Source organism: Streptomyces kanasensis (assembly GCF_043077165.1).
In the GTDB taxonomy this organism is placed as follows: Bacteria; Actinomycetota; Actinomycetes; order Streptomycetales; family Streptomycetaceae; genus Streptomyces; species Streptomyces changanensis.
The window spans coordinates 328309-354645 of record NZ_JBIBSF010000006.1; the positions used below are offsets into that span (position 1 = coordinate 328309).

The window sequence follows — 26337 nt, forward strand, 5'->3', positions numbered from 1 at the left end:
CCGTGGCCGACGACCGTCTCACCATCGCCGGGACCCCCTTCGACTCCCGGCTGATCATGGGCACCGGCGGGGCTCCCAGCCTCGACGTGCTCGAACGGGCCCTCGTGGCCAGCGGTACACAGCTCACGACCGTGGCGATGCGCCGCATCGACCCCACCGTGCACGGCTCGGTGCTGTCGGTGCTGACCCGGCTGGGCATCCGGGTGCTGCCGAACACCGCGGGCTGCTTCACGGCGGGCGAGGCCGTGCTGACGGCCCGCCTCGCGCGCGAGGCGCTCGGCACGGACTGGGTGAAGCTGGAGGTCGTGGCGGACGAGCGGACGCTGCTGCCGGACCCGATCGAGCTGCTGGAGGCGGCGGAGACGCTGGTCGACGACGGCTTCACGGTGCTGCCGTACACCAATGACGACCCGGTCCTGGCACGGCGGCTGGAGGACGCCGGCTGTGCCGCGATCATGCCGCTGGGCTCGCCGATCGGGTCCGGGCTCGGCATCCGCAACCCGCACAACTTCCAGCTGATCGTGGAGCACGCGCGCGTGCCGGTGATCCTGGACGCGGGCGCCGGTACGGCGTCGGACGCGGCGCTGGCGATGGAGCTCGGCTGCGCGGCGGTGATGCTGGCGTCCGCGGTGACGCGGGCGCAGGAGCCGGTGCTGATGGCCGAGGCGATGCGGCACGCCGTGGAGGCCGGCCGGCTGGCGCACCGCGCCGGTCGCATCCCGCGCCGCCACTTCGCGCAGGCGTCCTCCCCCGTCGGGGGCCGGGCCGTCCTAAACCCGGAGCGGCCCGCGTTCTGAGCCGCCGGAGGGGTACCGCTGCCCCGCCGGGACCCCCTCCCACGTGCGGCGTGTCACAAGTCGGCTGCACGACGGCGCCGGTCATGTACAGGGCGACAGGAGGGGTCCCGGGGGGCTCGTAGACTCGGGCCCGTGGATACGACCCTTCACGACCCGCTCGCCGGCCGGCTGCTCGACGGCCGCTACCGGGTCGACGCGCGCGTCGCCGTCGGCGGCATGGCCACGGTGTACCGGGCCGTCGACACCCGCCTCGACCGGGTGCTCGCCCTCAAGGTGATGCACCCGGACCTGGCGACCGACGCGACGTTCGTGGAGCGGTTCATCCGCGAGGCCAAGTCCGTGGCGCGGCTCTCGCACCCGAACGTCGTCGGCGTCTTCGACCAGGGCGCCGACGGGGAGTACGTCTACCTGGCGATGGAGTACGTCGCCGGCTGCACCCTGCGGGACGTGCTGCGCGAGCGCGGGGCGCTGCCGCCGCGCGCGGCGCTGGACATCCTGGAGCCGGTGCTCGCCGCGCTCGGGGCGGCGCACCGCGCCGGGTTCGTGCACCGCGACATGAAGCCGGAGAACGTCCTCATAGGCGACGACGGCCGGGTCAAGGTGGCGGACTTCGGCCTGGTCCGGGCCGTCGGCACGGCCACGAACACCACCGGCTCCGTCCTCGGCACCGTCTCGTACCTCGCCCCCGAGCAGATCGAGCACGGCACCGCCGACACCCGCACCGACGTGTACGCGTGCGGCGTCGTGCTGTACGAGATGCTGACCGGCGGCAAGCCGCACGGCGGGGACACCCCCGCCCAGGTCCTCTACCAGCACCTGAACAACGACGTCCCCGCCCCCTCGGCCGCCGTCCCCGGCCTCGCGCCGGAGCTGGACGCGCTGGTGGCCGCCGCCACGGTGCGGGACGCCGGGCAGCGCCCGGACGACGCCGTGGCGCTCCTGGCACTGGCCCGCGGGGCCCGCGCCGCGCTCGGCGAGGCGCAGCTCGACCTCGTACCGCCCGCGGCGCGCACGGCGAACGGCGCCGGTACGGGCCCGGACCGGGCGGCGGACGCGGGCACCGGCCCGGACGACGTCACGAGCGTCATCGCCCGGCCGCTCCCTCCCGGCGACGACGTCCGCCACACCAGCCGTCTGGAGGTGCCGCCGGGCACGGGTACGGGCCGGCTGCCGCGCCCCGCGCCGCCTGCCGTGCGGCGCGGCGCCCTGGCCGCGGCCCTCGCCGGGCCCCGGCGCGGCCTCGTCGCGGCCCTGGCGGCCGTGCTGCTGGTCCTGGGGGTCGGCGCGGGCGTCTGGTACATCAACTCCGGCCAGTTCACCCGCGTGCCCACCACCGGCGTGCTCGGCAAGACCCGCGCGGAGGCCGAACGGCGACTCGCGGACGAGGGCCTCGACGTCGGCTCGACCCGCGAGGACTTCAGCGGCGCCTTCGAGCGCGGCACCGTCATGGCCACCGACCCGGCGCCCGGCGAGCGGATCCGCGGCAGCCATGCGGTCACCCTCGTCATCTCGCGCGGTCCGCGGATCGTCAAGGTCCCGGATCTGGCGGGCGAGCCGCTCGCCGCCGCCAAGGAGCGGCTGCGCGCGGCCGGGCTGGCGGCGGGCGTGGTGACCGAGGCGTTCGACGCGGGCGTCGCGCGCGGCTCGGTGATCAGCAGCGACCCGCCGGCCGGGACGGAGAAGTCACCGGACGCGGCCGTCGCGCTGGTCGTCAGCAAGGGCGCCCCGGTCGAGGTCCCCGGCGTGGTCGGGCAGCCGCTCGCCAAGGCCCGCGACACGCTCGTGGAGGCCGGGTTCGAGGTGGTGCTCGCCAAGGAGGCCGTCCACTCCGCCCAGCCCGCCGGGTCCGTCGCCGCGCAGTCCCTGCCGGAGGGCGCCCGGGCGGCCGAGGGCGACACCGTCACGCTCACCCCCTCCAAGGGCCCGCGGGCGGTCGAGGTGCCCGACGTGACCGGGGACGACGTCGACGAGGCCGAGCGCCGGCTGGAGGAGGCAGGGTTCCAGGTCAAGGTGGAACGGAGCTTCCCGTTCCTCGGCGACACCGTGGCCTCCCAGTCCGTGCGCGGCGGGGCCACCGCACCGGAGGGCAGCACGATCACGCTCAAGACCAAGGGAATCTAGAGGCACCCCATGCGCAACCCCGTCGGGGGCCACGTCCCCGTGGCCGGCGGTCTGGCCGCCACCGGCCTCGCCGCCGCCCGTGCGATGGGCGCCGAGACCGTACAGGTCTTCGTCGCCAACCCGCGCGGCTGGGCGACGCCCGCCGGCAACCCGGCGCAGGACGCCGCGTTCCGCGAGCACTGCGCCGCCGAGGGCATACCCGTGTACGTCCACGCCCCGTACCTGATCAACTTCGGATCGCACACCGCGGCGACCGTGGAGCGGTCGGTGGAGTCCCTGCGCCACTCGCTGCGCCGGGGCCGCGCGATCGGTGCCCGGGGCGTCGTCGTGCACACCGGCTCGGCGACCGGCGGACGGCCCCGGGAGGAGGCGCTCGCCCAGGTGCGGGAGCACGTGCTGCCGCTGCTGGACGAGCTGACGCACGACGACGACCCGTTCCTGCTGCTGGAGTCGACCGCCGGGCAGGGGTCGTCGCTGTGCTCCATGACCTGGGACTTCGGCCCGTACTTCGAGGCGCTGGACGCCCATCCCCGGCTGGGCGTGTGCCTGGACACCTGCCACGCCTTCGCGGCGGGCCACGACCTGACCGGGACCGGCATGCACAAGACCCTGGACCTGCTGGTGGAGACGGTCGGTGAGGGGAGGCTGAAGCTGATCCACGCCAACGACTCCAAGGACGTCGCCGGCGCGCACAAGGACCGGCACGCCAACATCGGCGCCGGGCACATCGGCGAGGAGCCCTTCCGGGAGCTGATGCGCCACCCGGCGACCGAGGGCGTCCCCCTGGTCATCGAGACGCCGGGCCCCGGGGAGCAGCACGCGCGGGACGTGGCCCTGCTGAAGTCCCTGCGCGACTGAGCCCCCGGCGCGGCCCTCGCGCGGCCCCGCCCCCGGCACCCGGCACCCGCCCCGTTCCCGAGGGGCGGCTCCGGCCGGGGAGGCATACGGTGTCCGGTACGGGCACCTCCCACGTGCGACCGCACGCCCGACCGCCATCCGTCACCCGGCACGGGGCACACCATGGACCACACCCACCCCGCGGCGCACCGCGGACAGCACGCCCCCTCCGGCGGCCCGGCCGCCGACTGGGCGACGGCGACCCGGGCCACCCTGCACTGCCTCACCGGCTGTGCCTTCGGCGAGGTCCTCGGCATGGTCATCGGCACCGCCCTGGGCTGGGGCAACGCGCCGACCATGGCCCTCGCGATCGTCCTGGCCTTCTTCTTCGGCTACTCGCTGACGCTCGGGGCCGTCCTGCGGGCCGGGCTGGGCCTGCGGGCGGCCGTCGGCGTCGCGCTCGCCGCGGACACGCTGTCGATCACCGTCATGGAGGTCGTGGACAACGGCGTGCTGCTGCTGGTCCCGGGGGCGATGGACGCGCACCTGTCGGACGGGCTGTTCTGGGCGGCTCTGGCCTTCGCGTTCGCCGTCGCGTTCGCGGTCACCACGCCGGTCAACAAGTGGCTGATCGGTCGCGGCCGGGGTCACGCGGTGGTGCACCGGTACCACGGCTGACGGGCTCGCCCCGCCGCGCCCGGCGGGCGTCAGAGCTCGGGGCCGTCGCCCGGCTCCTCCTGGTAGGAGTAGCGCTGCTCCGCCCAGGGGTCGCCGACGTTGTGGTAGCCGCGCTCCTCCCAGAAGCCGCGGCGGTCGGCGGTCATGTACTCGACGCCGCGGACCCACTTGGGGCCCTTCCAGGCGTACAGGTGGGGCACGATCAGCCGCAGCGGGAAGCCGTGCTCCGCGGTGAGGAGCTCACCGTCCTTGTGCGTGGCGAAGATGGTCCGCTCCGAGGCGAAGTCGGCCAGCCGCATGTTGGCGCTGAAGCCGTACTCGGCCCACACCATCACGTGGGTCGCCTCGGGGGCCGGCGGGGCGAGCTCCAGGACGGTCCGCGCGGGGACGCCCCCCCACTCGGCCCCCACCATGCTGAACTTCGTGACGCAGTGCAGATCGGCCACGACGGTGGAGAAGGGGAGCGCGGAGAACTCCTCGTGGCTCCAGCAGTGCTTGCCGCCGCCCGCGGTGGCACCGAAGACGCGGAACTCCCAGCGCTCGGGGCGGAACCGTGGGACGGGCCCGTAGTGGGTGACCGGCCAGCCGCGCTGCAGGCGCTGCCCGGGGGGAAGCGCGGACTCCCTTGCCGCCCGGTGTTCCTCGCTCTCCGGCTGACCCATGGCTCAATGGTGACAGACCGGGAGGGGTGGTCACGACCAGCGGTCGGGGCGATCCGGACAAGTCCCACTAAGCCTCCACTTACTGGACTGCCCTGCTCCACGGTGCGAGGATGCGCGCATCCCGCCCCCGTTCACACGCGTGGAAGGAGCCTCTGCGATGCAGGGCGACCCCGAGGTCATCGAGTTCCTGAACGAGCAGCTGACGGCCGAACTGACGGCGATCAACCAGTACTTCCTGCACGCCAAGATGCAGGAGAACTTCGGGTGGACGAAGCTGGCGAAGTACACCCGCGCGGAGTCCTTCGACGAGATGAAGCACGCCGAGGTGCTCACCGACCGGATCCTCTTCCTGGAGGGCCTGCCGAACTACCAGCGGCTGTTCCACGTCCGCGTGGGCCAGTCGGTGACGGAGATGTTCCAGGCGGACCGCGAGGTGGAGGTCGAGGCGATCGACCGCCTGAAGCGCGGCATCGACGTGATGCGCAGCAAGGGCGACATCACCTCGGCCAACATCTTCGAGTCGATCCTCGCCGACGAGGAGCACCACATCGACTACCTCGACACGCAGCTGGAGCTGGTGAGCAAGCTCGGCGAGGCGCTCTACCTGGCCCAGGTCATCGAGCAGCCCGAGGGCTAGCCCGTACGGCTCAGGCCGCTTCGGACACCGGGACCGGGGATCCGGTCGCGGTGGGGGCGGCGGCGAGCCCGGACAGCGCCGGCTCGCCCTGCTCCAGCAGGTCGCGTCGGGGGCAGGCACCCCGGCCGAGGATGGCCTGGATACGACGTACGCAGGAGCCGCAGTCGGTGCCGGCCTTGCAGGCCGAGGCGATCTGGCGCGGCGTGCAGGCGCCGGCGTCCGCGTGTTCCTTGACCTGCTTCTCGGTGATACCGAAGCACGAGCAGACGTACACGCGGGTCACCTCCCTGCAGGTTCGGGGCCTCGGCCGTCGAAAGCACCCCGCCTGGTCGGTGAGGCAAACCTAACCTTACCCATAGGGCAGGGGCCGCGAAAGCCCGGGGAGGCCCCGGAAAACGCGATGGGGCGCGGATCACATGGATCCGCGCCCCACCGTCCCGTCAAGGCCGTTTCCGGCCATGATCAGCGATCTTCACTCACTGGGCGCGGTACATCTCCGCCACCAGGAAGGCCAGGTCCAGCGACTGGCTGCGGTTGAGCCGCGGGTCGCAGGCCGTCTCGTACCGCTGGTGCAGGTCGTCGACGAAGATCTCGTCGCCGCCGCCCACGCACTCGGTGACGTCGTCGCCGGTCAGCTCGACGTGGATGCCGCCCGGGTGCGTGCCCAGCGCCTTGTGGACCTCGAAGAAGCCCTTGACCTCGTCCAGGACGTCGTCGAAGCGGCGCGTCTTGTGGCCGGAGGCGGCCTCGAAGGTGTTGCCGTGCATCGGGTCGGTGACCCACACGACGGAGGCGCCCGACGCGGTGACCTTCTCGACGAGCTCCGGGAGCCGGTCACGGACCTTGTCGGCGCCCATGCGGACGATGAAGGTCAGCCGGCCGGGCTCGCGCTCCGGGTCCAGGCGGTCGATGTAGGTCAGCGCCTCGTCGACCGTCGTGGTCGGGCCCAGCTTGATGCCGACGGGGTTGCGGACCTTGGAGGCGAACTCGATGTGCGCGTGGTCGAGCTGGCGGGTGCGCTCGCCGATCCACACCATGTGGCCGGACGTGTCGTACAGCTCGCCGGTGCGCGAGTCCACCCGGGTCAGGGCCGACTCGTAGTCGAGGAGCAGCGCCTCGTGGGAGGCGTAGAACTCGACCGTGCGGAACTCGGCCGGGTCCGTGCCGCACGCCTTCATGAAGTTCAGGGCGTCGTCGATCTCCCGGGCCAGCTGCTCGTAGCGCTGACCGGACGGGGAGGACTTGACGAAGTCCTGGTTCCAGGCGTGCACCTGGCGCAGGTCGGCGTAGCCGCCGGTGGTGAAGGCGCGGACCAGGTTCAGCGTCGAGGCGGACGCCTGGTACATCCGCTTCAGCCGCTGCGGGTCCGGGACGCGCGACTCCTCGGTGAAGTCGAAGCCGTTCACCGAGTCGCCGCGGTAGGTCGGCAGGGTCACGCCGTCGCGGGTCTCGGTGGGCTTGGAACGCGGCTTGGAGTACTGGCCGGCGATCCGCCCGACCTTCACGACGGGTACGGAGGCGGCGTACGTCAGGACGGCGCCCATCTGCAGCAGCGTCTTGAGCTTCGCCCGGATGTCCTCGGCCCCGACCGCGTCGAAGGACTCGGCGCAGTCGCCACCCTGGAGGAGGAACGCCTCACCCCTGGCGACGGCTCCCAGCCGGGCGCGCAGCTGGTCGCACTCGCCGGCGAAGACGAGCGGCGGATAGGACTCGAGGTCGGCGATCACATCGCGCAGAGCCTCGGCATCCGGGTACTCGGGCTGCTGCGCCGCGGGCAGGTCTCGCCAGGTCGCCTTGGCGGCGACGGCGTGGGTGTCAGCGTTCACGGTCACCTCGACAACATTACGCGGTTCGTGCGGCCGTCCACGTCCCGGCTCAGGAAGTGAGACGAGACCTTCCACTCACCCGGATGCCGAAGGCGTGGCCGGCGCCCGCGACACCTCCGGCGCGCTCCCGCCGTACGGACGGCACCGGCTGCGCGACCGCGCCGTCCGCGGCCCGCACGGCGGTCGGCGGGGCCGGCAGACCCACCGCCTCTCCGCCTGACCACCGGACCGTGCCGGTCCGCCGGCCCCCGACCGGGCCGGGGGCTCCGTCCGCGGCGCGGGCCGTCCCATCCACCGGGACGGCCCGCGCTACCGCGTGCGGATGCGCTAGGGTCGGCGCCATGTTCGCGCAGACGACCCAGAACTGGTGGTGGACCGCTCAACCGGCGGCCCACTGACGACGCGCGCACACGACACGCGAAGGCCGCCCGAGGGGCGGCCTTCCTGCGTTACCGGGCCGTTCCTCCCACCACGGAAGGAACACCACGGATGGACCTCGGCACCACGTCCGGCCCCGGCACGGACACCTCCCCGCACACCGGCACGCAGGCCCGCACGGACACCGGCACGCACTCCCGCACCGACGGGGGCACGCACTCCAGCTCCGACGGCGGCACCGCCGTCGGCACCGGGACCGGCGCCGACCTCGGTGCGCTGCTGGATCCGCACGGCCCGCCCTTCGCGCTGCTCCGCCGGCGCACCCCCGGCCGCGACCACGACACCGTCGAGGTCCTCGTCGGCCCCGTCCACGAGGCGCGGCGGCTGGCCGACCTGCCCGTCGGCGACCGCCCCACGCTGGCCCTCGTCCCCTTCCGGCAGCTGCGCGAGCGCGGCTTCGACGTCCGCGACGACGGCACGCCCCTGTCCGTGCTGGTCGCCGACGCGTCGTACGAGCTGACGCTCGCCGACGCCCTGGACCGGCTCCCCACCCACGCGGTCCGGGTCGAGGACGGCGGCTTCGACGTACCGGACGAGGAGTACGCGCGGACGGTCCGGCGGGTCGTGGAGGACGAGATCGGGAGCGGCGAGGGCGCGAACTTCGTCATCCGCCGCACCTACACCGGGCGGATCCCCGACTTCGGCCGGGCCGACGCGCTGGCCCTGTTCCGCCGGCTGCTCGCCGAGGAGCGCGGCGCGTACTGGACCTTCGTCGTGCACACCGGCGACCGCACCCTGGTCGGGGCCAGCCCCGAGGTCCACGTGCGGATGTCCGGCGGCACGGTCGTGATGAACCCGATCAGCGGCACCTACCGCTACCCGGCCGGCGACCCCACGCCCGAGGGTCTGCTGACCTTCCTCGCCAGCCGCAAGGAGACCGACGAGCTGTCCATGGTCGTCGACGAGGAACTGAAGATGATGTGCACCGTCGGCGACATGGGCGGTGTCGTGGTCGGGCCCCGGCTGAAGGAGATGGCGCACCTGGCGCACACCGAGTACGAGCTGCGGGGCCGCTCCTCGCTGGACGTGCGGGAGGTGCTGCGCGAGACGATGTTCGCGGCGACCGTCACCGGCTCGCCGGTGCAGAACGCCTGCCGGGTGATCGAGCGCCACGAGCACGGCGGGCGGGGCTACTACGCGGGCGCCCTGGCGTTGCTCGGCACGGACGCGGGCGGCGCGCAGACCCTCGACTCCCCCATCCTCATCCGCACCGCCGACATCGCCGCCGACGGCCGGCTGCGGGTACCCGTCGGAGCGACGCTGGTGCGCCACTCCGACCCGGAGGGCGAGGTGGCGGAGACCCACGCCAAGGCGGCGGGCGTCCTCGCCGCGCTCGGGGTGCGACCGGGCCGCCCCCGCGAGGCCGCGCGGGTGCCGCGGCTCGCCGACGACCCCCGCGTACGGGCGGCGCTGGACGCCCGGCGCGCGGACCTGGCGCCGTTCTGGCTGCGCATGCAGGAGCGCTCCACCGCGCTGCGGGGGCACGCCCTGGTCGTCGACGGCGAGGACACCTTCACCTCGATGCTGGCGCACCTGCTCGGCTCGTCGGGGCTGGACGTGACCGTGCGGCGCTTCGACGAGCCGGGTCTGCGCGAGGCCGTGCTGGGCCACACCGGGCCGGTCGTCCTCGGGCCGGGCCCCGGCGACCCGTCCGACCCGGACGACCCGAAGATGCGGACCCTGCGGGCGCTGACCGCCGCCCTGCTGGGCGGGGGCGGGCCGGACGGGCCGGTGGACCGTCCGTTCGTCCTGGGCGTCTGCCTCGGGCACGAACTGGTGGCCGCGCACCTCGGCCTGGACATCGTGCGCAAGCGCACGCCGTTCCAGGGCGCCCAGGTGGAGGTGGACCTGTTCGGGGCGCGCCGCACCGTCGGCTTCTACAACAGCTACACGGCCCGCTGCGACGACGCGGCGGCGGACCGGCTCGCCGCGCGGGGCGTGGAGGTGAGCCGGGATCCGGCCGGCGGCGAGGTGCACGCGCTGCGCGGGCCGGGCTTCGCGGGGGTGCAGTTCCACCCCGAGTCGGTGCTCACCCTCGACGGGCCGGAGGTCGTGCGGGAGCTGCTGGGACAGGCGGTCGCGGGCGGTACGGCGGCGCTCCCGCTGCGGCGGCCCTCGGCCTGAGCTGACGGGGAGACGCCACCGGGTGACCGCACGGCGCGGGCGCCGGGCGCCGTGCGGTCCGGGGCCGGGGGCCCGGGCCGGTCCGTGCGCGCCCGGGCGGTCCGGGCCGTGCGCGCCCGGGCGGTCCGGGCCGTGCGGCGCCCGTGCCGTGCCGTTCAGGTGACCGTGCGGTTCGGGCTCCCGTGCGGGCGCTGCGCCCCTCGGGTCCCGGCCGGGCGGTCAGGCGGGTGCGTCGGGGCGGGTGCGGTCAGGCGTCGTCGAGGCCGCGCTCGATGGCGTACCGGACGAGCTCGACGCGGTTGTGCAACTGGAGCTTGCCCAGGGTGTTCTGGACGTGGTTCTGCACCGTGCGGTGGGAGATCACCAGGCGCTCGGCGATCTGCTTGTAGCTGAGGCCCTTGGCCACGAGGCGCAGGACCTCGGTCTCGCGGTCGGTGAGGCGGGGGGCGTCGGGTTCGGCGGCGCCCCGGGCGGGGGCGGGCTCCGCGGCGAGGCGGCGGTACTCGCCGAGGACCAGCCCGGCCAGGCCCGGCGTGAAGACCGGGTCGCCCGCCGCCGTGCGCCGCACCGCGTCGAGCAGTTCTCCGGTACTGGCCGACTTCAGCAGATAGCCGGTGGCGCCGGACTTCACGGCCTCCAGGACGTCGGCGTGCTCGCCGCTCGCGGAGAGCACGAGGACCCGCGGGCGCGGCTCCTCGCCCGCCCCGACCAGCTCCTTGCAGACCTGGACGCCCGGCTTGCCGGGCAGGTTCAGGTCCAGGACCAGTACGTCGGGCGTGGTGGCGCGGGCGCGGCGCACGGCCTGGTCACCGTCGCCGGCCGTCGCGACGACGTCGAACCCGGCCTCGGCCAGGTCCCGGGCCACGGCGTCGCGCCACATCGGGTGGTCGTCGACCACCATCACCTTGATCGGCTGTTCCGTCATCGTCTCGCCTTCCCCCGTGGGACCTTCAACTCCACCTCCGTGCCCTGGCCGGGGACGGTGACCAGCTCCGCCGTCCCGCCCAGGTCACGGAGCCTGCCGCGGATGGACTGGGCCACGCCGAGGCGCCCCTCGCTCTCCGCCTGGGCCAGGCGCCCTTCCGGTATGCCCGGCCCGTCGTCGCGCACCGTCACGACCACCTCGTCCACCCAGTCCTCTACGAGGATCCACGCCCGGGCGTCCGGCCCGGCGTGCCGGCGCACGTTGTCCAGGGCGGCGCCCACGGCGGCCGCCAGTTCGGCGGCGGCCCGGCGTGGCAGCCACACCGGCGCCCCCGGCTCGGCGAACGTCACGAGCGCCCCGGCGTGCGGGGCCAGCAGGCTGCGCAGGTCCCGCTCGCCGGTGCCGGCGGACCCCGCCCCGTGTGGTTCGTCCGATCCCCCCGGCCCCTGCGTCCCGTCCGGCCCGTCCGGTTCGTCGACCAGGCGGACGACCGCGCCCTGGGAGGCGTCCTCGCAGACGTGCGAGGGGCGGACGAGCCCGCCCGCGACGAGGGTGCGCAGCGCGACCTCCTGCTCCCCGGCCATCCGCCCCAGTTCCGCGGCCTCGCCGCCCAGGGCGGTGCCGCGGCGCTGCACCATGGCCAGCACCTGGAGGACCGAGTCGTGGATGTCGCGGGCCAGGCGCTCCCGCTCGCGGGTGGTGGCCTCGATCTCCAGGGCGCGGGCGAGGGTCCGCTCGGACGCCCGGGCGACCTCGACGACGTATCCGATGGCGATGGACGCGACCCACACCAGCAGCACGTTGTGGAAGGTGTCGCGGCTGGGCTCGCCGCGCTCGACGATGTTGGCGACCGCGACCAGCGAGGACGCGAACCCGGCCCAGCGCCAGCCGCCCTTGATGGCGTACGCGAGGACCGCGCCGGCCGTCCAGATCGACGGCAGCGTGGGCCCGTCCTGGAGCTGCGCGTGCGCGTCGGCGACCGGGGTCAGCAGGATCCCGACGAGCGCGACGGTCAGGTCGACGGCGAGGAAGCGGCGGGTGCAGCGGGCGGCGCCGGCCACCTTCGGCAGGGACGCGAGGGTCCAGACCGTCAGCACGGCGAGGAACGCCGCGGCGACCCAGGGCCGTTCGAAGTCGTCACGGGTGACGACGAAGAGGAGGTCGGCGTAGACCATGGTGAGGACCCGGTAGGCCGTGAGCGCGCGCCACAGCGGCTGCTCCACGGACATGCGGACCACCCGCTCGCGCCTGGCCATGTCTCTCCCCCCACCCCCCGCGCACCCATGGGCACGCGTCCTCCGCGCGCGCCGGCGCGCGCGTAGCCACCGGTCCTACTCGGCCTTGCCCTCGGACCCCACGGCGGCGCCGTCCCGGCCCGCCTGCTTGGCGGCCTTCTCCGCGTCGGCGATGCGCCGCTTGGCGACCGTGGCGTAGACGTCGACGTACTCCTGACCGGACAGCTTCATGATCTCGTACATCACCTCGTCGGTGACCGAGCGCAGGATGAAGCGGTCGCTCTCCATGCCCTGGTAGCGGCTGAAGTCCAGGGGTTCGCCGATGCGGATGCCCGGGCGCATCAGCTTCGGGAGGACCTTGCCGGGCGGCTGGATCTTCTCGGTGTCGATCATGGCGATCGGGATGACCGGGGCGCCCGTGGCCAGCGCCACGCGCGCGAGGCCGCCGGTCCTGCCCCGGTACAGCCGGCCGTCGGGCGAGCGGGTGCCCTCCGGGTAGATGCCGAACAGCTCGCCCCGCTTGATGACGTCGATGCCGCTGCGCACGGCGGCGTCACCGGCTCCGCGGGCGCCGGAGCGGTCCACGGGCAGCTGGCCGACGCCCTTGAAGAACGCGGCGGTGAGCTTGCCCTTCACGCCCGGCGAGGTGAAGTACTCGGCCTTGGCGATGAAGGTGACCTTGCGGTCGAGGACCGCCGGCAGGAAGAAGGAGTCGGAGAACGACAGGTGGTTGCTCGCGAGGATCGCCGGCCCCTCGGCGGGGATGTTCTCGAGGCCCTCCACCCAGGGCCTGAAGGCGAACTTCAGCGGCCCTCCGATGGAGAACTTCATAGCGCCGTAGATCAACTCGTGTTCCTCCTGTGTTCCGTCGATCAGACCATAACCCGAGCGGGGCCGGGCCCCCCTCTCCCGGCGGTCCCCCGGCCCGCGTCACGGGCGTGACGGCCCTGGTCGGTGTCAGCGCGGTCGCGTACGGTGAAGTACACACGTCCGAACCTCCACCGACGCGAACAGGAGACCCCGTGCCGGTCCTTCCCGGAGCCGAGCCGTACCGCCACGAGGGCGGGGACGTCGGCGTCCTGCTCTGCCACGGCTTCACCGGTTCCCCGGGGTCGTTGCGGCCCTGGGGCGAGTACCTCGCGGCCCGCGGACTGACCGTGTCGCTGCCGCTGCTGCCCGGGCACGGCACGCGGTGGCAGGACATGCAGGTCACCGGCGGGGAGGACTGGTACGCGGAGGTCGACCGGGAGCTGCGGGCCCTGTCGCGGCGGTGCGAGCGGGTCTTCGTGTTCGGGCTCTCCATGGGCGGGGCCCTGACGCTGCGGCTGGCCGCCCGGCACGGCGACGCGGTCTCCGGCATCGTCCTGGTGAACCCGGCGAACCGCGTCCACGGCGTCATGGCGCACGCGCTGCCCGTCGTCCGGCACCTCGTGCCGTCGAAGGCCGGCCTCGCCAACGACATCGCCAAGGACGGCATGGACGAGGTCGCCTACGACCGGGTGCCGCTGCACGCCGCGCACGCCCTGCGCCGCTTCCTCAGCGTGGTGGACCGCGACCTGCCGCAGGTGACGCAGCCCGTCCTGCTGCTGCGCTCCCCCCGGGACCACGTCGTGCCGCCCGCCGACTCGGCGCGCATCCTGGGCCGCATCTCCTCCACGGACGTCACCGAGGTCCTGCTGGAACAGAGCTACCACGTCGCGACGTTGGACCACGACGCGGAGCGGATCTTCGAGGAGAGCCACGCGTTCATCGGCCGCCTCGCTCCCGGGACCGGCGCAGGCGCCGCCCGGGACAGGGACAAGGAGGGGAGTTCGTCCGGTGGCTGAACAGCACGGCGCGGAGCGCGAGGAAGGCCGGGACCGGCAGGACGGCCCGGAGGAGCGGCACGCCCTGCCGCTGCCCGACGGCCCGGGCGCGGTGACCGGCGCCGACGGGACGGCCGGGCAGCCCGGTCCGGCGGGTGCCGCCGGGCAGCCGGCCGCCGAGCCGACCGCCGGGCCCGGGGCCGAACCGACCGCCGAGCCCGTGGCCGGCGCCGGGGCCTCGCCCCAGGGTGGCGCGGCCACCGGGGCCGCGGCAGGGACCGGCGGGCGGCTGGACGAGGAGGCGGCGTGGGCCGCGATCGTCGCCGGGTACGGGGAGGAGCCGCCGGACCCGCCGGGCGCGCGGCCGTTCCGCTCGGTGGAGGACCTGGCGCTGCCCGAGTTCGACGCCCGCGCGGAGGGCGACCGGCCGGCCCGGGGGGCGTCGGCGGACGACCGGCGCAAGGCCGACGGGTGGAAGGTCGACAGCCGGAAGGCCGAGGACCGTACGACCGCCGACGGCACGACGGGCGACCGCACGACCGGTGACCGCACGACCGACGGGCGGGACGCGGGCGACGGGACGGCGAAGGCCCGGACCGAGGGCGGGGGCGACGCGGCCGGGGACACCGCGGAGGACGACGGGCGCGCCACGGCGGCGCGGCCCGTGCTGGGCGGTTCCGTCGTGTTCGCGCCGGGCGTCGGTCCGCGCGGACCGCGCGACTACCAGCTCGCCGACCCCGACGCCCCCGCGGGCGGGGAGGGCGCCGCCACCCCGGCGGAGGGCGACGACGACGAGGGCCACTTCGTACCACCGGAGCCGCCGCCGCTGCCGGAGGCCGACTCGGCGGCCAAGTTCGGCTGGCTGGGCGTGCTCGGCGGACCGGTGCTGATGCTGCTCGCCGTGCTGCTCCAGTGGGACATGACGTGGTGGCTCACCACGCTCTGCGTCGGCGGGTTCCTCGGCGGCTTCGCGACGCTGGTGTCCCGCATGCGGGACGAGGAGGAGGACGGGGACGACGACCCGGGGCGCGGCGCCGTCGTCTGAACCACCCGCGCGCTGCGGGGGGCGCCTGCGGTGGCGCTCCGCTCAGGGCTCCGCCCGCGCACGCACCGGGCCGCTGTCGCTCAGGGCGCGGCCGGTACGCGGAGGGCGGCGAGCACGGGCAGGTGGTCCGTCGCCGCCCTCAGGTCCGCCTCCGTCACGCCGGGCAGCCCGGTGGGCACCCCGCAGCCCAGGACCTCGACGCCGCCGGTGGCGAAGAGCGCGTCGATCCGCTGGTGCGGCTCCCCCGGCGGGTGGGTGTGCTCGCCGCCCCACGGCCGCACGGCCCGGCAGTCCTGCAGCGCGCTGGCGAGCCGCCGGAAGGCCCGCCCGTCGGGCCGTTCGTTGACGTCGCCCCCGACGACCGCGTGCGGCACGCCGAGCGCGGCCAGCTGCTCCAGCACCATCCCCGCCTGCGCGTACCGCTCGTCGGCCCGCAGGCTCAGGTGACAGCTGAGCAGCCCGAGCCGGGCGCCGCCGACGCGTACCACGGCGGTGGCGAAGCCGCGCCGGTGCAGGCCCGGCGTGAGGGGCAGCAGCACGTCCCGGGTGCGTTCGACGGTGACGCGCAGGGAGCAGAGCAACAGGGGTCCGGCCGCGGTGGCGCCGCCGCCCACCACGACGAGGCCGCTCTTGGCGGCGAGGCGCGCCGCGTGCTTGCGCCAGCGGAAGAAGCGCGGCGCCTCCTGGACAAGCACCACGTCGGGGGCGCAGGCGCGGACGACCCGGGCCAGGGCGTCCTCGTCGTCGCGCAGCGACCGGATGTTGTAGCCGAGCACACGGACGACGGCCGAACCGTCCGCCTCGGTACGGGAGTCGGGCAGTGCGGTGAGCTCCATGGGGGCACCGTACGACACCGCCCGCCGCGTCCCGGTGGGGACGCGGCGGGCGGGTGACGCACTTCGCGAAGGGCCGGGCGGGTCAGCCCTGGCGGGCCAGGTCCGCGGCGCCGACCAGGCCGGCCTTGCCGCCGAGCTGCGCGGCGAGGACCTGGGCGTGCGGCCGGTAGTTGCCGCCGACGAGCCAGCGGCGGAAGGACTTGCGGATCGGGTCCAGGACCAGGTCGCCCTCGTCGGAGACGCCGCCGCCGACGATGAACGCGGACGGGTCGAAGAGGGACGCCAGGTCGGCGAGGCCGGCGCCGGCCCAGCGGGCCAGCTCGCGGAAGGAGTCGACCGCCACCTTGTCGCCCTGGCGGGCGGCGTCGCTGATGTGCTTGCCCTGGATGCCCTCGGCGGTGCCGTCGCCCAGCGACAGCAGGATCCCGGCGTTCTCCGGGGTGGCGTTGGCGCGCTGCTTGGCGTACCGGACGAGGGCGCGCCCGGAGGCGTACTGCTCCCAGCAGCCCTGGCTGCCGCAGCCGCACAGCAGACCGTCCGGGACGACCCGGATGTGGCCGAACTCGGCGGCGACGCCGAAGCGTCCGCGGCGCAGCTTGTTGCCGATGATGATGCCGCCGCCGAGGCCGGTGCCGAGCGTGATGCAGATGACGTCGTCGTGGCCCTGGCCGGCACCGAACCGGTACTCGCCCCAGGCGGCGGCGTTGGCGTCGTTCTCGACGACGACGGGGAGCCCGACGCGCTGCTCGACCTTGTCCTTCAGCGGCTCGTGCCGCCAGTCGATGTTGGGTGCGAACAGGACGGTCGCGCGCTTGTCGTCGACGTAACCGGCGGCACCGATGCCGACGGCCTCGACGTCATGGCCCTTGCCCGCTTCGGAGACGGCCGCGCAGATCGCGTCGACGATGCCCTCGGGTGTCGACGGGGTCGGCACCTTGTGGGTGTCGAGAATGGTGCCCTCTTCGTCGACCACGCCGGCCGCGATCTTCGTGCCGCCGATGTCGACGCCGATGGTGAGTCCCATGTGTCCCTCAGTTTTCGGTCGAGCCCCGCTATGCCCAACCGTACCCGAGGGCGGGCGCCGGACCGCCCGGTCCGGCGGGGTCCGGTTCAGTCGAGGTCGATGCGCTGGTTGCCGGCCGGCCCCTCGCCGTTCCCCTCGTCGTCGCCCTTGTCGTTCCGCTCTCCGTCGCCCCGGCGCCCGGCCGTGGGACCGGTGCCGTCGGACGCCGTCTTCCCCTGCGGTCCGGCGGTCCAGCGGTGCTCCTGGCCGCTGACGGCGGAGCGGTAGGCGGCGAGCAGCTCGCCCCCCGCGGCGGCGAGGTGGTCGAAGACCTGCGGGTTGCGCTCGATGACCGGCTCGATCGCGGACCTGGCCTGGGCGACGGCCTGCCGGACGGCGCTCTGCGCGCCCGTGCCGAGCAGCGGGCCGCCGAGCGAGGAGACCTTGTCGGCGACCGCGTCGACGAGCTTGCGCAGTTCCTCGGCGGCGGATCCGGGCGGCGGGGTGCCGCGGCCGGCGCGGCGGGCGCGCTCGGCCGCCAGGTCCTCGGCGCAGGCCCGCGCCCAGGCGTCGTCCTCCGGGGGGCCGGGCCGCTGCGTGGCATCGCTCATGCCATCGACGGTACCCGACCCGCGGGGCACGGCTCAGGGGGTGCGGGGCCACAGTCCCGGGTCGGGGCGGAAGCGGACCAGCAGCTCGCCGTCGCGCAGGGCGGCGCCGGCGACGGTGCAGCGGCGCAGCGCGGACGGGAGCAGGGCGACGCGGCGGAACGGTCCGACGGTGAGGACCAGTTCGTCGCCGCGGCGGACGAGGCCGAGGCCGGGCTTGGTCGCCCCGGGCAGCGGTATGCGCCAGACCAGGACGCCGTCGGTGTCGCGCCGGTCCTCGACCGGCCACCGGGGGGCGGGGACGGGCGCGCCGGGGGTGAGGTCGCCGAGGCGGGCGAGGTCGGCCAGGTCGTCGGCGCCGTGCGGGTCGCGCCCCAGGTGGGGCAGCTCGCGGACGGCGGGGACGCCGTCCTCGTACAGCTCCTTCAGGTGACCGCGCTGCCGGTCGGCGAGCGCGGCGAGCCACGGGTCGGGCGAGGTGGCGGGCAGGAGCCGGTTGGCGACGACCGGGTCGAGGGCGAGGCCGTGCAGGGCGAGCCCGGAGCGGGCGGTGCGCAGGGCGCCGTTGGTGGACGGGCCGGGTTCCACGACGAGGCGGACGCTGGTGGTGGGCGCCTCGATCAGCTCCTGTACGACAGCCAGCTCGGCGTCCCGCTCGGCGGCGGCGCGGTACAGCGCGTCGGCGGGCATGGGGACCCCGGCGAGCTGGGCGAGGACGGGCCGCAGGGCGCGGGCGGCCTGGCGCTCGGGCGGCAGGAGGCGGCGCAGGTAGCGGCGGAGCTGTCCGGGGAGGGCGAGCAGGGCGACGGCGTCGCGCAGGGGCGGGAGGTCGGCGACGAGGAGGTCGTGGTCGGCGCGGGCGGCGTCGCCCAGGGCCGCGAGGTAGGCGAAGTGGTCGCTGCCGGGCAGTTCGGTGAGCTCGTCCTCGTCGAGGCGGGCCGCGCCGAGGACCTCCAGGACCGCGGCGGCCCGCTCCTGCAGGGCGAGGAGTTCGGCGCGGAAGTGGGCGGCGGGGTCCAGGCGGCGCACGGTGAGGCGCGCGTCGGCGTCGGCGAGGCCGTCGAGCGGGTCACCGGTCAGCAGGAGCACCCTGCGGCCGTCGCGGGCGGCGGCGAGGGCGGTCGCCGCGGCGACGGTGGTCCGGCCGGATCCGCCGGGGCCGGTGACGAGGATCGTACGCATGGGGGAACGGTACCGGCGGGCACCCCCGCCCCCGTCCCGCCCGACCACGGGCCTCGGGCCGTGGGGCGGAGGACGGCGGGGCCGCCGGGCCGTGGGGCCCCGCCGTTCGCGGGACTGCCGGCTGCCCCACCACGGGCGCGCCGGGCGTGGGCCGCCGGGCGTGGGCCCGCCCGCCGCGGGGCCGGACGCGGCCCGCTGGAGACCGCGGCCCGCCCCGCCCGGCGCCCCGCGCGCCAGGCCCCGGGGCACTGCGGTGCGGAGGCCGGCCGGGGGCGGTGCCGGCGCCCGGGAGCTACGCCTGCGTGGTGGACTCGACGCGCTTCTTCAGGCCCGCCAGGGCGCGGTCGATGATGACCTTCTCGGCCTTGCGCTTGATCATGCCGAGCATGGGGATCTTGACGTCGACGGTGAGCCGGTACGTCACCTCGGTGCGGGCGCCGCCGTCGAGCGGGGCGAGGGTGTAGGAGCCGTCGAGCCCGCGGAGCATCTGCGACTTCACGAGCGTCCAGCTCACCTCGTGCCCGCCGGTCCAGGTGTACGCCAGGGTGTGGTCGTCCTTGATCGCCCCGGCGTCCAGCAGCAGGCGGACCTGCTCGGCGCGGCCGGCCGCGTCCCGCGAGAGGACCTCGGCCTCCTTGACCTCGCCCGTCCACTCCGGATAGCGGGCGAAGTCGGCGATCACTCCCATGACCTCGGCAGGGGCCGCCTCGATCGTGATGCTCGAACTGGTGTGTTCCGCCATCGCTGTGGCTCCTCCAGGGGGCTCGGTACGTGGGGGCAGGCTATCGCGTGCCCGCCCCTCACCACTCCAGGGCCCAGGGCCTGCCGGAGGAGGCGAAGTGGCCCACGTTCACGCACTCCGTGGCGCCGACGCGCATGCGCCGCGCGAGGGGCTGGTGGACGTGGCCGAAGAGGGCGTAGCGGGGGCGGACGCGGTGGATCGCGTCGAGCAGGGCGCCCGAGCCGCGCTCGAAGCGCCGGGCCACCGTGTCGTACGTCAGCTCGGGGACGTCCGGCGGGATGTGCGAGCACAGCACGTCCACCTCGCCGAGCGCCTCGACCTTCGCCGCGTACTCCTCCTCCGGGATCTCGTACGGGGTGCGCATCGGGCTGGGCAGGCCGCCACCGACGAAGCCGAAGACGCGGCCGCCGATCTCGACGCGCTCGCCGTCGAGCACGGTGGTGCCGGCGCGGGCGTACTCGGGCCACAGGCGCGGCACGTCGACGTTGCCGTACGTGGCGTAGGTGGGCGCGGGGAAGGCGGCGAAGAGCTCGGCGTACTGGGCGCGGACGGCCGACTCGACGGCGGTGGCCTTGTCGACGCCGCGCTCCGCGAGCCCTGCCCACAGCCCCCGGGTGAACTCACGGGCCTCGCCGAAGCGCCGGGCCGTGCGCAGGGCGACGATGCGGTGGGCGTTCTCCGTGCCGAAGAGGTCGGGGAAGATGCCGCGGGAGTGGTCGGCGTAGTCGAGGAAGAGCACCAGGTCGCCGAGGCAGACGAGTGCGTCGGCGCCCTCCCCCGCCCTGGCCAGGTCCCGCGCGTTCCCGTGTACGTCACTGACCACATGGATGCGCATGGCACCCCAGCTTACGGCCCGCCGGAGCGGGCCGGACCTGCGGTTACTTCCACGTCGTGACCGAAGTGGACTACTGTGCGCGAAGGAGAGCCGCCGACGTGTGACGCAGGGAACATCTGACCAGGACCCCCTATCGGGAACGCAGTACTGGTGGGTAACGTCCGGGCAGTCCAGTCGTGCTCACCCCCACTGAGTGCGTAGTCCGTAGTGGACCGCGAAACCGGCGCATCACACAGAGCCGTGGCGTCGGCGCCCGATGAGGAGCAGCAGTCTTGCGCGAGTTCAGCCTTCCGGCCCTGTACGAGGTCCCCGCGGACGGCAACCTGACGGATCTGATCCGCCGCAACGCCGCGCAGCACCCAGACGTGGCCGTGATGGCCCGCAAGGTCGCCGGCGGGTGGGAGGACGTCACCGCCGCCCAGTTCCTCGCCGAGGTGCGGGCCGCGGCGAAGGGCCTCGTGGCCCGGGGCGTCCGGCCGGGCGACCGGGTCGCACTGATCTCGCGCACCCGGTACGAGTGGGTGCAGCTGGACTTCGCGGTGTGGAGCGCGGGCGCGGTGACCGTGCCGGTGTACGAGACGAGCTCGCCGGAGCAGATCCAGTGGATCCTCGGCGACTCGGGCGCGGTGGCGGCGGTCGTGGAGAGCCAGGCGCACGCCGACGCGGTGGAGTCCGTGCGGGACGCGCTGCCGGAGCTGCGGCACGTGTGGCGGATCGACGGCGGCGCCGTCGAGGAGCTCACCGAGGCCGGCCGCGAGGTGTCCGACGCGACGCTGGACGAGCGCGGCGGCACCGCGCGGGCGGACGACACGGCGACCATCGTCTACACGTCCGGCACCACGGGCCGCCCCAAGGGCTGCGTGCTGACCCACCGCAACTTCTTCGCCGAGTGCGGCAACGTCGTGGAGCGCCTCAAGCCGCTGTTCCAGACGGGCCGCTCGTCGGTGCTGCTCTTCCTGCCCGCGGCGCACGTCTTCGGGCGGATGGTGGAGGTCGCCTCGGTCCTGGCGCCGATCCGGCTCGGCTGCGTGCCCGACATCAAGAACCTCACGGACGACCTGGCGTCGTTCCGGCCCACGCTCATCCTGGGTGTGCCCCGCGTCTTCGAGAAGGTGTACAACTCGGCGCGGGCGAAGGCCCAGGCGGACGGCAAGGGCAAGATCTTCGACCGTGCCGCGCAGACGGCCATCGCCTACAGCCGGGCGAAGGCGACGCCGGGCGGCGTCCCGCTCGGCCTGCGGCTGAAGCACAAGCTGTTCGACGTGCTGGTCTACAGCAAGCTCCGCGCGGTGCTCGGCGGGCGCTGCGAGTTCGCCATCTCGGGCGGGGCCCCGCTGGGCGAGCGGCTCGGCCACTTCTTCAGCGGCATCGGCTTCACCGTGCTGGAGGGGTACGGCCTGACGGAGTCCTGCGCGGCGACGGCCTTCAACCCGTGGGACCGGCAGAAGATCGGCACGGTCGGCCAGCCCCTGCCCGGTTCCAAGGTGCGGATCGCCGACGACGGGGAGGTGCTGCTCCACGGCGAGCACGTCTTCACCGGGTACTGGCAGAACGAGTCGGCGACGGCCGAGGCCCTGGCCGACGGCTGGTTCCACACCGGCGACATCGGCACCCTCGACGAGGACGGCTACCTGGCCATCACCGGCCGCAAGAAGGAGATCCTCGTGACCGCGGGCGGCAAGAACGTCGCCCCCGCCGTGATCGAGGACCGCATCCGCGGCCACGCCCTGGTCGCGGAGTGCATGGTCGTCGGCGACGGCCGGCCGTTCGTGGGCGCGCTCGTCACCCTGGACGAGGAGTTCCTCACCCGCTGGGCCGCCGACCGGGGCAAGCCGGCCGGCTCGACCGCGGCGTCCCTGCGCGACGACCCGGAGCTGCTGGCGGAGGTGCAGAAGGCCGTGGACGACGGCAACTGCGCCGTCTCGAAGGCGGAGTCGGTCCGCAAGTTCCGCATCCTGTCCGCCCAGTTCACGGAGGAGGCGGGTCACATCACCCCGTCGCTGAAGCTGAAGCGGAACGTGGTGGCGAAGGACTTCGCCGACGAGATCGAGGCGATCTACCGCGGCTGACCCCCGCCTCCCCCCGTACGCCCGGGCGCCCGTCGGACCCCCGTCCGACGGGCGCCGCGCCGTCCGCGGGCCCGCGCCCGTCGACGCCCGTGCCCGCCGGGCACCCGCCCACCGACGCCCCGTACCGCCCGCACCATCGACGCCCGGCGGCGCGGGGGCCGGCTACAGCAGGGCTTCGAGGCGCTCCGCGAGGAGGTCCCAGCGCCACTTCTCCTCGACCCAGGCGCGGCCGCGCTCGCCCATGCGGCGGCGCAGGTCGGGGTCCTGGAGGAGGGGGACGATCCGCTCGGCGGCGTCCTGCGGGGAGCCGCCCCGCACGACCCAGCCGGTCTCGCCGTCCAGGACGGCGTCCGGGGCGCCGCCGGAGTCCCCGGCGACGACCGGGAGGCCCGTCGCCGACGCCTCCAGGTAGACGATGCCGAGGCCCTCGACGTCCAGGCCGCCGCGCCGGGTGCGGCACGGCATCGCGAAGACGTCGCCGGCGCCGTAGTGCGCGGGCAGCTCCTCCCACGGCACGGAGCCGGTGAAGCGCACCGAACCGGCCACACCGCTCTCGCGGGCGAGGCGGCGCAGCTCGTCCTCGTAGGGGCCGCCGCCGACGACCAGCAGCACGGCGTCCGGCACGGCGGCGAGGACGGCCGGCATGGCCCGTACGAGGGTGTCCTGGCCCTTGCGCGGCACCAGCCGGGAGACGCACACCACGACGGGCCGGTCGGCCAGCCCCAGCCGGGCGCGGAGCGCGGCGCCGCCCGAGTCGGGGTGGAAGGTCTTCTCGTCGACGCCCGGCGTCAGCTGCACCATGCGCGCGGCGGCCTGCGGGGTGAGCGCGGCGGCGATCCGCGACCGCGTGTACTCGCCCAGGTACGTGATCGTGTCGGTGCCCTCGCCGATGCGCCGCAGCAGCGTGCGCGCCCCGGGCAGCTGGGCCCAGCCGGCCTCGTGGCCGTGGGTCGTGGCGACGAGGCGGCGGGCGCCGGCCCTGCGCAGCGCGGGCGCCATCAGCCCGAGCGGCGCCGCGGCCCCGAACCACACCGAGGTGCAGCCGTGCTCCCGCAGCAGCGCCGACGCGCGCGCGGTCACCCGCGGCGTGGGCAGCAGCATCGTCGTGCGGTCCCGCACCACCCGGAAGGGCTGCTCCGCGTCGAACCGGGCGGTGGCCTCGGCCCCCTCGCGGCCGCGCTTCCAGGTGGAGGCGTAGACGACGACCTGCTCGGGGTCCAGGCGCAGCGCCATGTTGTGCAGGAACGCCTGGATCCCACCGGGCCGGGGCGGGAAGTCGTTCGTTACGATCAGCGTCTTGTGCATCGGGGCCGACAGTACCGAACGGCCCGGCCGCACCGCTCGCGCACCGTACCGCCCCCCACCCGCAGACCACCACGAAACCGGACGAGGTACCGATGAAGCTCCCGAGCGGACCGCGGTGGTCCCTGGCCGCCTTCTGGCTGCTCAGCAGGGCCGTCCTCCTGCTCTACACCTTCAGGGTCGTCTTCGTGCCGGGCCCGGACGTGACGACCGACGTCTCGGTGATCTACTTCCAGTGGTACGAGGTGCTGCGCGGCGGCACGTACCCGCTGGACGACGTCACCTGGCAGTACCCGCCGGCCGCCGCCTTCGCGATCCTCTCCCCCGGTCTGCTGCCGTTCCTGGAGTACGCGCACGCCTTCTTCGTGCTCGCCCTCGTCTGCGACGCGGTGGTCTTCGGGCTGCTGGTGTACGCGGGCGGGCGGCCCGGCAAGAGCCGCACGGGCGCCTGGGTGTGGCTCGCGGGCGTCCCGCTGCTCGGGCCGACCGCGTACGCCCGCTTCGACATCATGGTCACCGCCGTCGCCGTCACCGCCCTGCTGGCCGGGGTGCGCCACCCGCGGACCATGGGCGTCCTCGTCGGGGTGGGCGCGCTGCTGAAGGTGTGGCCCGCGCTGCTGCTGCTCGGTACGGCGCGGGGCCGCGTGACGCGCCGCTCGTGGGTGGCCGCCGCCGCGTCGGGCGCGGCGGTGCTGGGGGCGTGCGTCCTCGCGGCCCCGGGGGCGCTGGCGTTCCTGACGTTCCAGCGGGACCGGGGCACCGAGGTGGAGTCGCTGGGCTCGCTCGTCTTCCACGTGGCGCGGTTCTTCGGCGCGTGGGAGGGCGAGGTGCGGCTGAACTACGGGTCGGTGGAGTTCCTCGGCCCGTACGTGCCGCTCGTCAGCGGCGCGGCGCTGGGCCTGACGGCGCTGGCGTTCGGCTGGCTGCTGCTGTGGCGGGTGCGGGCGCGGGAGTTCGACGCGACGACGCTGTGCGACGCGGCGTTCGTGGCGGTGCTGCTCTTCACCACCACCAGCCGGGTCATCAGCCCCCAGTACATGCTGTGGCTGGTCGGGCTGGCCGCGGTGTGCCTGGTGTGGCGGGGCAGCCGCATGCGGCGCCCGGTCCTGCTCGTGCTCGTGGCGACCGGAGTGACGCTGCTGGAGTTCCCGCTGTGGTTCTCGCACGTGGTGGCGAGCGACGCGCTGGGCCTGGCACTGCTCTTCGTCCGCAACGGGCTGCTCGTCGCGGCGTCGCTGTCGGCGGCGCGGGTGCTGTGGCGCCGGACGGTGACGGAGCCGCGGCTGCGCGACGCCGGCGCCGCGCGGGTGCCCGCCCAGGCCGATCATCACGACGGGGCGCTGCTCAACTCCTGACGCAGGTGGTCGCGCCAGGCGCGGGTGAACGCCGCGCGGTCCGTGGCGAGGACGTCGCGGAAGGCCCGGTCCTGGCCGCGCTCGCCCGCCGCGCGGTAGAACGCGGCCAGCCGCTCGCCGCCCCACCGCCGGGCGATCAGCTCGCAGGCGAGCCAGCCGCCCTCGTAGGCGCGGGCGACCCGCCCGGCGTCGCCGCCGAAGGAGAAGTCGCCGTCGGCGGGCAGCGCGGCCGGGACGTCCCCCGCGCGCACCGCCCGGGCCAGTTCGGGCGCCGCGTCGGCGGCGGGGCGGCCCGTGCCCCGGTAGGCGATCCGGTCGGCGAGGCCCTCGGAGAGCCACAGCGGCGTGGCGGCGGTGGTGGCGGTGCGGGTGGCGACGTGGACGGTCTCGTGGGTGAGGACGAAGCGCCGCCCGAACCCGGAGAGTTCCCGGTACGCCTCCGGGTTGACGACCACGCGGTCGGCGGGGGCGCCCACGCCGCCGCCGGGACGGCCGGTGGTGACGGCGGCGGTCCCCCGGTACGCGTCGGCCGGCCCGCCCAGCAGGGCGGCCATGGCGTCGAGGGAGCCGGGGACCAGGACGACGACCCGCCCGCTCCACCTCCCGGGCCAGGCGGCCGTGACGGCGGGGAGCGCCCGGTCGGCGGTGGCGGCGACCTCCCGCAGCAGCGCCGGGTCCTGCCCCGCGCCGAGGACGAGCGCGCGGGCGCCGCGTACGACCCGCACGGGCCCCTGCTCCCAGATCTGGGCGGCGGCCCCGTCGGCGGGGCGGTCCCCGGTCACCCGCCACCGTCCGTCCCGCTCGGCCAGCTCCAGGACGCGTCCGGTGGTGACCGGGCCGGCGTCGTGCCCGTCGAGGGCGTACGCCAGCTCGACCCGCACCACGGCCCGGGGCCCGTCCCGGACGACGCCGAGGACCCGGTACGCCCAGGTCGCCAGCGGAACGGCGGCGAGGCGGCCCAGGGTGCGCGCGGCCGGGTCGTCCGGCGGTACGTCGTGGCGCAGCACGGCGGCGGCCCGCCGGTCGAGGGCCTCGCGGATGCCCCGCTCGGCCGCGGACGCCGGGCCGGTGGGCGGCGTCCCGGTGGGCCCGGTACCGGCGGGCGACGGGCGGGCGGACGCGTCGGCCCCGGGAGCGGGGACGGAGGCGGGGGTCGACGCCGGTGCGGCGCACCCCGCGACGAGCGCGAGCGCGCCGAGCACCGCCGCCGCGCGTCGCCGTCCCGGTCCTGCCACGCCCCGATCGTAGGCGCCCCGACCCCCGGGGTGCGGCACG

At 75.2% G+C, this 26337-nt stretch carries 25 protein-coding genes; 11 read left to right on the forward strand and 14 right to left on the reverse strand.

The features are described from left to right. Positions 1 to 2: 2 nt before the first annotated feature. The 4 genes from ACF053_RS17725 (at position 3) to ACF053_RS17740 (ending at position 4433) form a co-directional block, all read left to right on the forward strand. Entirely contained in the window at positions 3 to 797 is a 795-nt protein-coding gene (locus ACF053_RS17725) for a thiazole synthase (protein ID WP_391954741.1), read from the forward strand. 132 nt (positions 798 to 929) lie between these two features. Beyond that, positions 930 to 2918: a Stk1 family PASTA domain-containing Ser/Thr kinase gene (gene pknB / locus ACF053_RS17730; protein ID WP_391954742.1), complete on the forward strand. Its 1989-nt coding sequence runs from the start codon at positions 930 to 932 to the stop codon at positions 2916 to 2918. 9 nt (positions 2919 to 2927) lie between these two features. Next, complete coding sequence (locus ACF053_RS17735) at positions 2928 to 3776, forward strand: deoxyribonuclease IV (RefSeq protein WP_391954743.1); 849 nt, start codon at positions 2928 to 2930, stop codon at positions 3774 to 3776. Positions 3777 to 3938: 162 nt separating this feature from the next. Next, a complete protein-coding gene (locus ACF053_RS17740) occupies positions 3939 to 4433 on the forward strand; it encodes a DUF4396 domain-containing protein (protein WP_391954744.1) in 495 nt (164 codons plus the stop codon). 29 nt (positions 4434 to 4462) lie between these two features. Here the strand turns inward: ACF053_RS17740 and ACF053_RS17745 are convergent, their stop codons facing one another. After that, positions 4463 to 5095: a sulfite oxidase-like oxidoreductase gene (locus tag ACF053_RS17745; RefSeq protein ID WP_391954745.1), complete on the reverse strand. Its 633-nt coding sequence runs from the start codon at positions 5093 to 5095 to the stop codon at positions 4463 to 4465. A gap of 157 nt (positions 5096 to 5252) precedes the next feature. On the opposite strand from ACF053_RS17745, the gene bfr reads away from it, so the two are divergent. Continuing rightward, positions 5253 to 5732: a bacterioferritin gene (bfr, locus tag ACF053_RS17750; RefSeq protein ID WP_391954746.1), complete on the forward strand. Its 480-nt coding sequence runs from the start codon at positions 5253 to 5255 to the stop codon at positions 5730 to 5732. 10 nt (positions 5733 to 5742) lie between these two features. Here the strand turns inward: bfr and ACF053_RS17755 are convergent, their stop codons facing one another. Both ACF053_RS17755 and ACF053_RS17760 read right to left on the reverse strand, forming a co-directional pair. Further along, positions 5743 to 6015 carry a (2Fe-2S)-binding protein gene (locus tag ACF053_RS17755; protein ID WP_391954747.1) on the reverse strand — a complete coding sequence of 91 codons (273 nt, stop codon included), beginning with the start codon at positions 6013 to 6015 and terminating at the stop codon, positions 5743 to 5745. Positions 6016 to 6208: 193 nt separating this feature from the next. Next, the gene (locus ACF053_RS17760; protein WP_391954748.1) at positions 6209 to 7564 is read right to left on the reverse strand and encodes a class II 3-deoxy-7-phosphoheptulonate synthase; all 1356 of its coding nucleotides are present in this window, start codon (positions 7562 to 7564) and stop codon (positions 6209 to 6211) included. Between the two features lie 335 nt (positions 7565 to 7899). On the opposite strand from ACF053_RS17760, the gene ACF053_RS17765 reads away from it, so the two are divergent. Next, positions 7900 to 7956 carry a trp operon leader peptide gene (locus tag ACF053_RS17765; protein ID WP_107422014.1) on the forward strand — a complete coding sequence of 19 codons (57 nt, stop codon included), beginning with the start codon at positions 7900 to 7902 and terminating at the stop codon, positions 7954 to 7956. 91 nt (positions 7957 to 8047) lie between these two features. Beyond that, positions 8048 to 10120 (forward strand): anthranilate synthase family protein, encoded by a 2073-nt coding sequence (locus tag ACF053_RS17770; protein WP_391954749.1) that lies wholly within the window; start codon positions 8048 to 8050, stop codon positions 10118 to 10120. Positions 10121 to 10367: 247 nt separating this feature from the next. Here ACF053_RS17770 and ACF053_RS17775 read toward each other — a convergent pair whose 3' ends face one another. The 3 genes from ACF053_RS17775 to ACF053_RS17785 form a co-directional block, all read right to left on the reverse strand. After that, positions 10368 to 11045, reverse strand: coding sequence for a response regulator (locus ACF053_RS17775; RefSeq protein WP_391954750.1), 678 nt, complete (start codon positions 11043 to 11045; stop codon positions 10368 to 10370). Continuing rightward, entirely contained in the window at positions 11042 to 12301 is a 1260-nt protein-coding gene (macS, locus tag ACF053_RS17780; RefSeq protein WP_391954751.1) for a MacS family sensor histidine kinase, read from the reverse strand. The genes ACF053_RS17775 and macS overlap by 4 nt, the downstream gene beginning before the upstream one ends. A 75-nt stretch (positions 12302 to 12376) precedes the next feature. Then, positions 12377 to 13111, reverse strand: coding sequence for a lysophospholipid acyltransferase family protein (locus tag ACF053_RS17785; RefSeq protein WP_391954846.1), 735 nt, complete (start codon positions 13109 to 13111; stop codon positions 12377 to 12379). A 191-nt stretch (positions 13112 to 13302) separates the two neighbouring features. On the opposite strand from ACF053_RS17785, the gene ACF053_RS17790 reads away from it, so the two are divergent. Both ACF053_RS17790 and ACF053_RS17795 read left to right on the forward strand, forming a co-directional pair. Continuing rightward, entirely contained in the window at positions 13303 to 14106 is an 804-nt protein-coding gene (locus tag ACF053_RS17790; protein ID WP_391954752.1) for an alpha/beta hydrolase, read from the forward strand. Positions 14107 to 14374: 268 nt separating this feature from the next. Then, positions 14375 to 15130 (forward strand): hypothetical protein, encoded by a 756-nt coding sequence (locus tag ACF053_RS17795; protein WP_391954847.1) that lies wholly within the window; start codon positions 14375 to 14377, stop codon positions 15128 to 15130. 80 nt (positions 15131 to 15210) lie between these two features. On the opposite strand, the gene ACF053_RS17800 is transcribed toward ACF053_RS17795, so the two are convergent. The 6 genes from ACF053_RS17800 to ACF053_RS17825 all read right to left on the reverse strand — a co-directional run bounded on the left by ACF053_RS17800 (position 15211) and on the right by ACF053_RS17825 (position 20336). Then, entirely contained in the window at positions 15211 to 15966 is a 756-nt protein-coding gene (locus ACF053_RS17800) for an endonuclease/exonuclease/phosphatase family protein (protein ID WP_391954753.1), read from the reverse strand. A gap of 82 nt (positions 15967 to 16048) precedes the next feature. Then, positions 16049 to 16990 (reverse strand): ROK family glucokinase, encoded by a 942-nt coding sequence (locus tag ACF053_RS17805; RefSeq protein WP_391954754.1) that lies wholly within the window; start codon positions 16988 to 16990, stop codon positions 16049 to 16051. Between the two features lie 86 nt (positions 16991 to 17076). Beyond that, positions 17077 to 17580, reverse strand: coding sequence for a DUF5304 domain-containing protein (locus ACF053_RS17810; protein WP_391954755.1), 504 nt, complete (start codon positions 17578 to 17580; stop codon positions 17077 to 17079). 33 nt (positions 17581 to 17613) lie between these two features. Next, positions 17614 to 18759, reverse strand: coding sequence for an ArsA family ATPase (locus tag ACF053_RS17815; RefSeq protein WP_391954756.1), 1146 nt, complete (start codon positions 18757 to 18759; stop codon positions 17614 to 17616). A 292-nt stretch (positions 18760 to 19051) separates the two neighbouring features. Beyond that, the gene (locus tag ACF053_RS17820; RefSeq protein ID WP_058941349.1) at positions 19052 to 19501 is read right to left on the reverse strand and encodes an SRPBCC family protein; all 450 of its coding nucleotides are present in this window, start codon (positions 19499 to 19501) and stop codon (positions 19052 to 19054) included. A 58-nt stretch (positions 19502 to 19559) separates the two neighbouring features. Then, on the reverse strand, positions 19560 to 20336 hold the full coding sequence (locus tag ACF053_RS17825) for a metallophosphoesterase family protein (protein WP_391954757.1): 777 nt from the start codon (positions 20334 to 20336) through the stop codon (positions 19560 to 19562). 272 nt (positions 20337 to 20608) lie between these two features. Here ACF053_RS17825 and ACF053_RS17830 point away from each other — a divergent pair, with 272 nt between their 5' ends. Beyond that, entirely contained in the window at positions 20609 to 22405 is a 1797-nt protein-coding gene (locus ACF053_RS17830; protein WP_391954758.1) for an AMP-dependent synthetase/ligase, read from the forward strand. A gap of 162 nt (positions 22406 to 22567) precedes the next feature. On the opposite strand, the gene ACF053_RS17835 is transcribed toward ACF053_RS17830, so the two are convergent. After that, the gene (locus ACF053_RS17835; protein ID WP_391954759.1) at positions 22568 to 23710 is read right to left on the reverse strand and encodes a glycosyltransferase family 4 protein; all 1143 of its coding nucleotides are present in this window, start codon (positions 23708 to 23710) and stop codon (positions 22568 to 22570) included. Positions 23711 to 23802: 92 nt separating this feature from the next. Between ACF053_RS17835 and ACF053_RS17840 the strand changes: the two genes are divergently transcribed. Continuing rightward, on the forward strand, positions 23803 to 25062 hold the full coding sequence (locus ACF053_RS17840) for a glycosyltransferase 87 family protein (protein ID WP_391954760.1): 1260 nt from the start codon (positions 23803 to 23805) through the stop codon (positions 25060 to 25062). Here the strand turns inward: ACF053_RS17840 and ACF053_RS17845 are convergent. Beyond that, entirely contained in the window at positions 25035 to 26297 is a 1263-nt protein-coding gene (locus ACF053_RS17845; RefSeq protein WP_391954761.1) for a hypothetical protein, read from the reverse strand. The genes ACF053_RS17840 and ACF053_RS17845 overlap by 28 nt on opposite strands. Between the last annotated feature and the right edge of the window lie 40 nt (positions 26298 to 26337).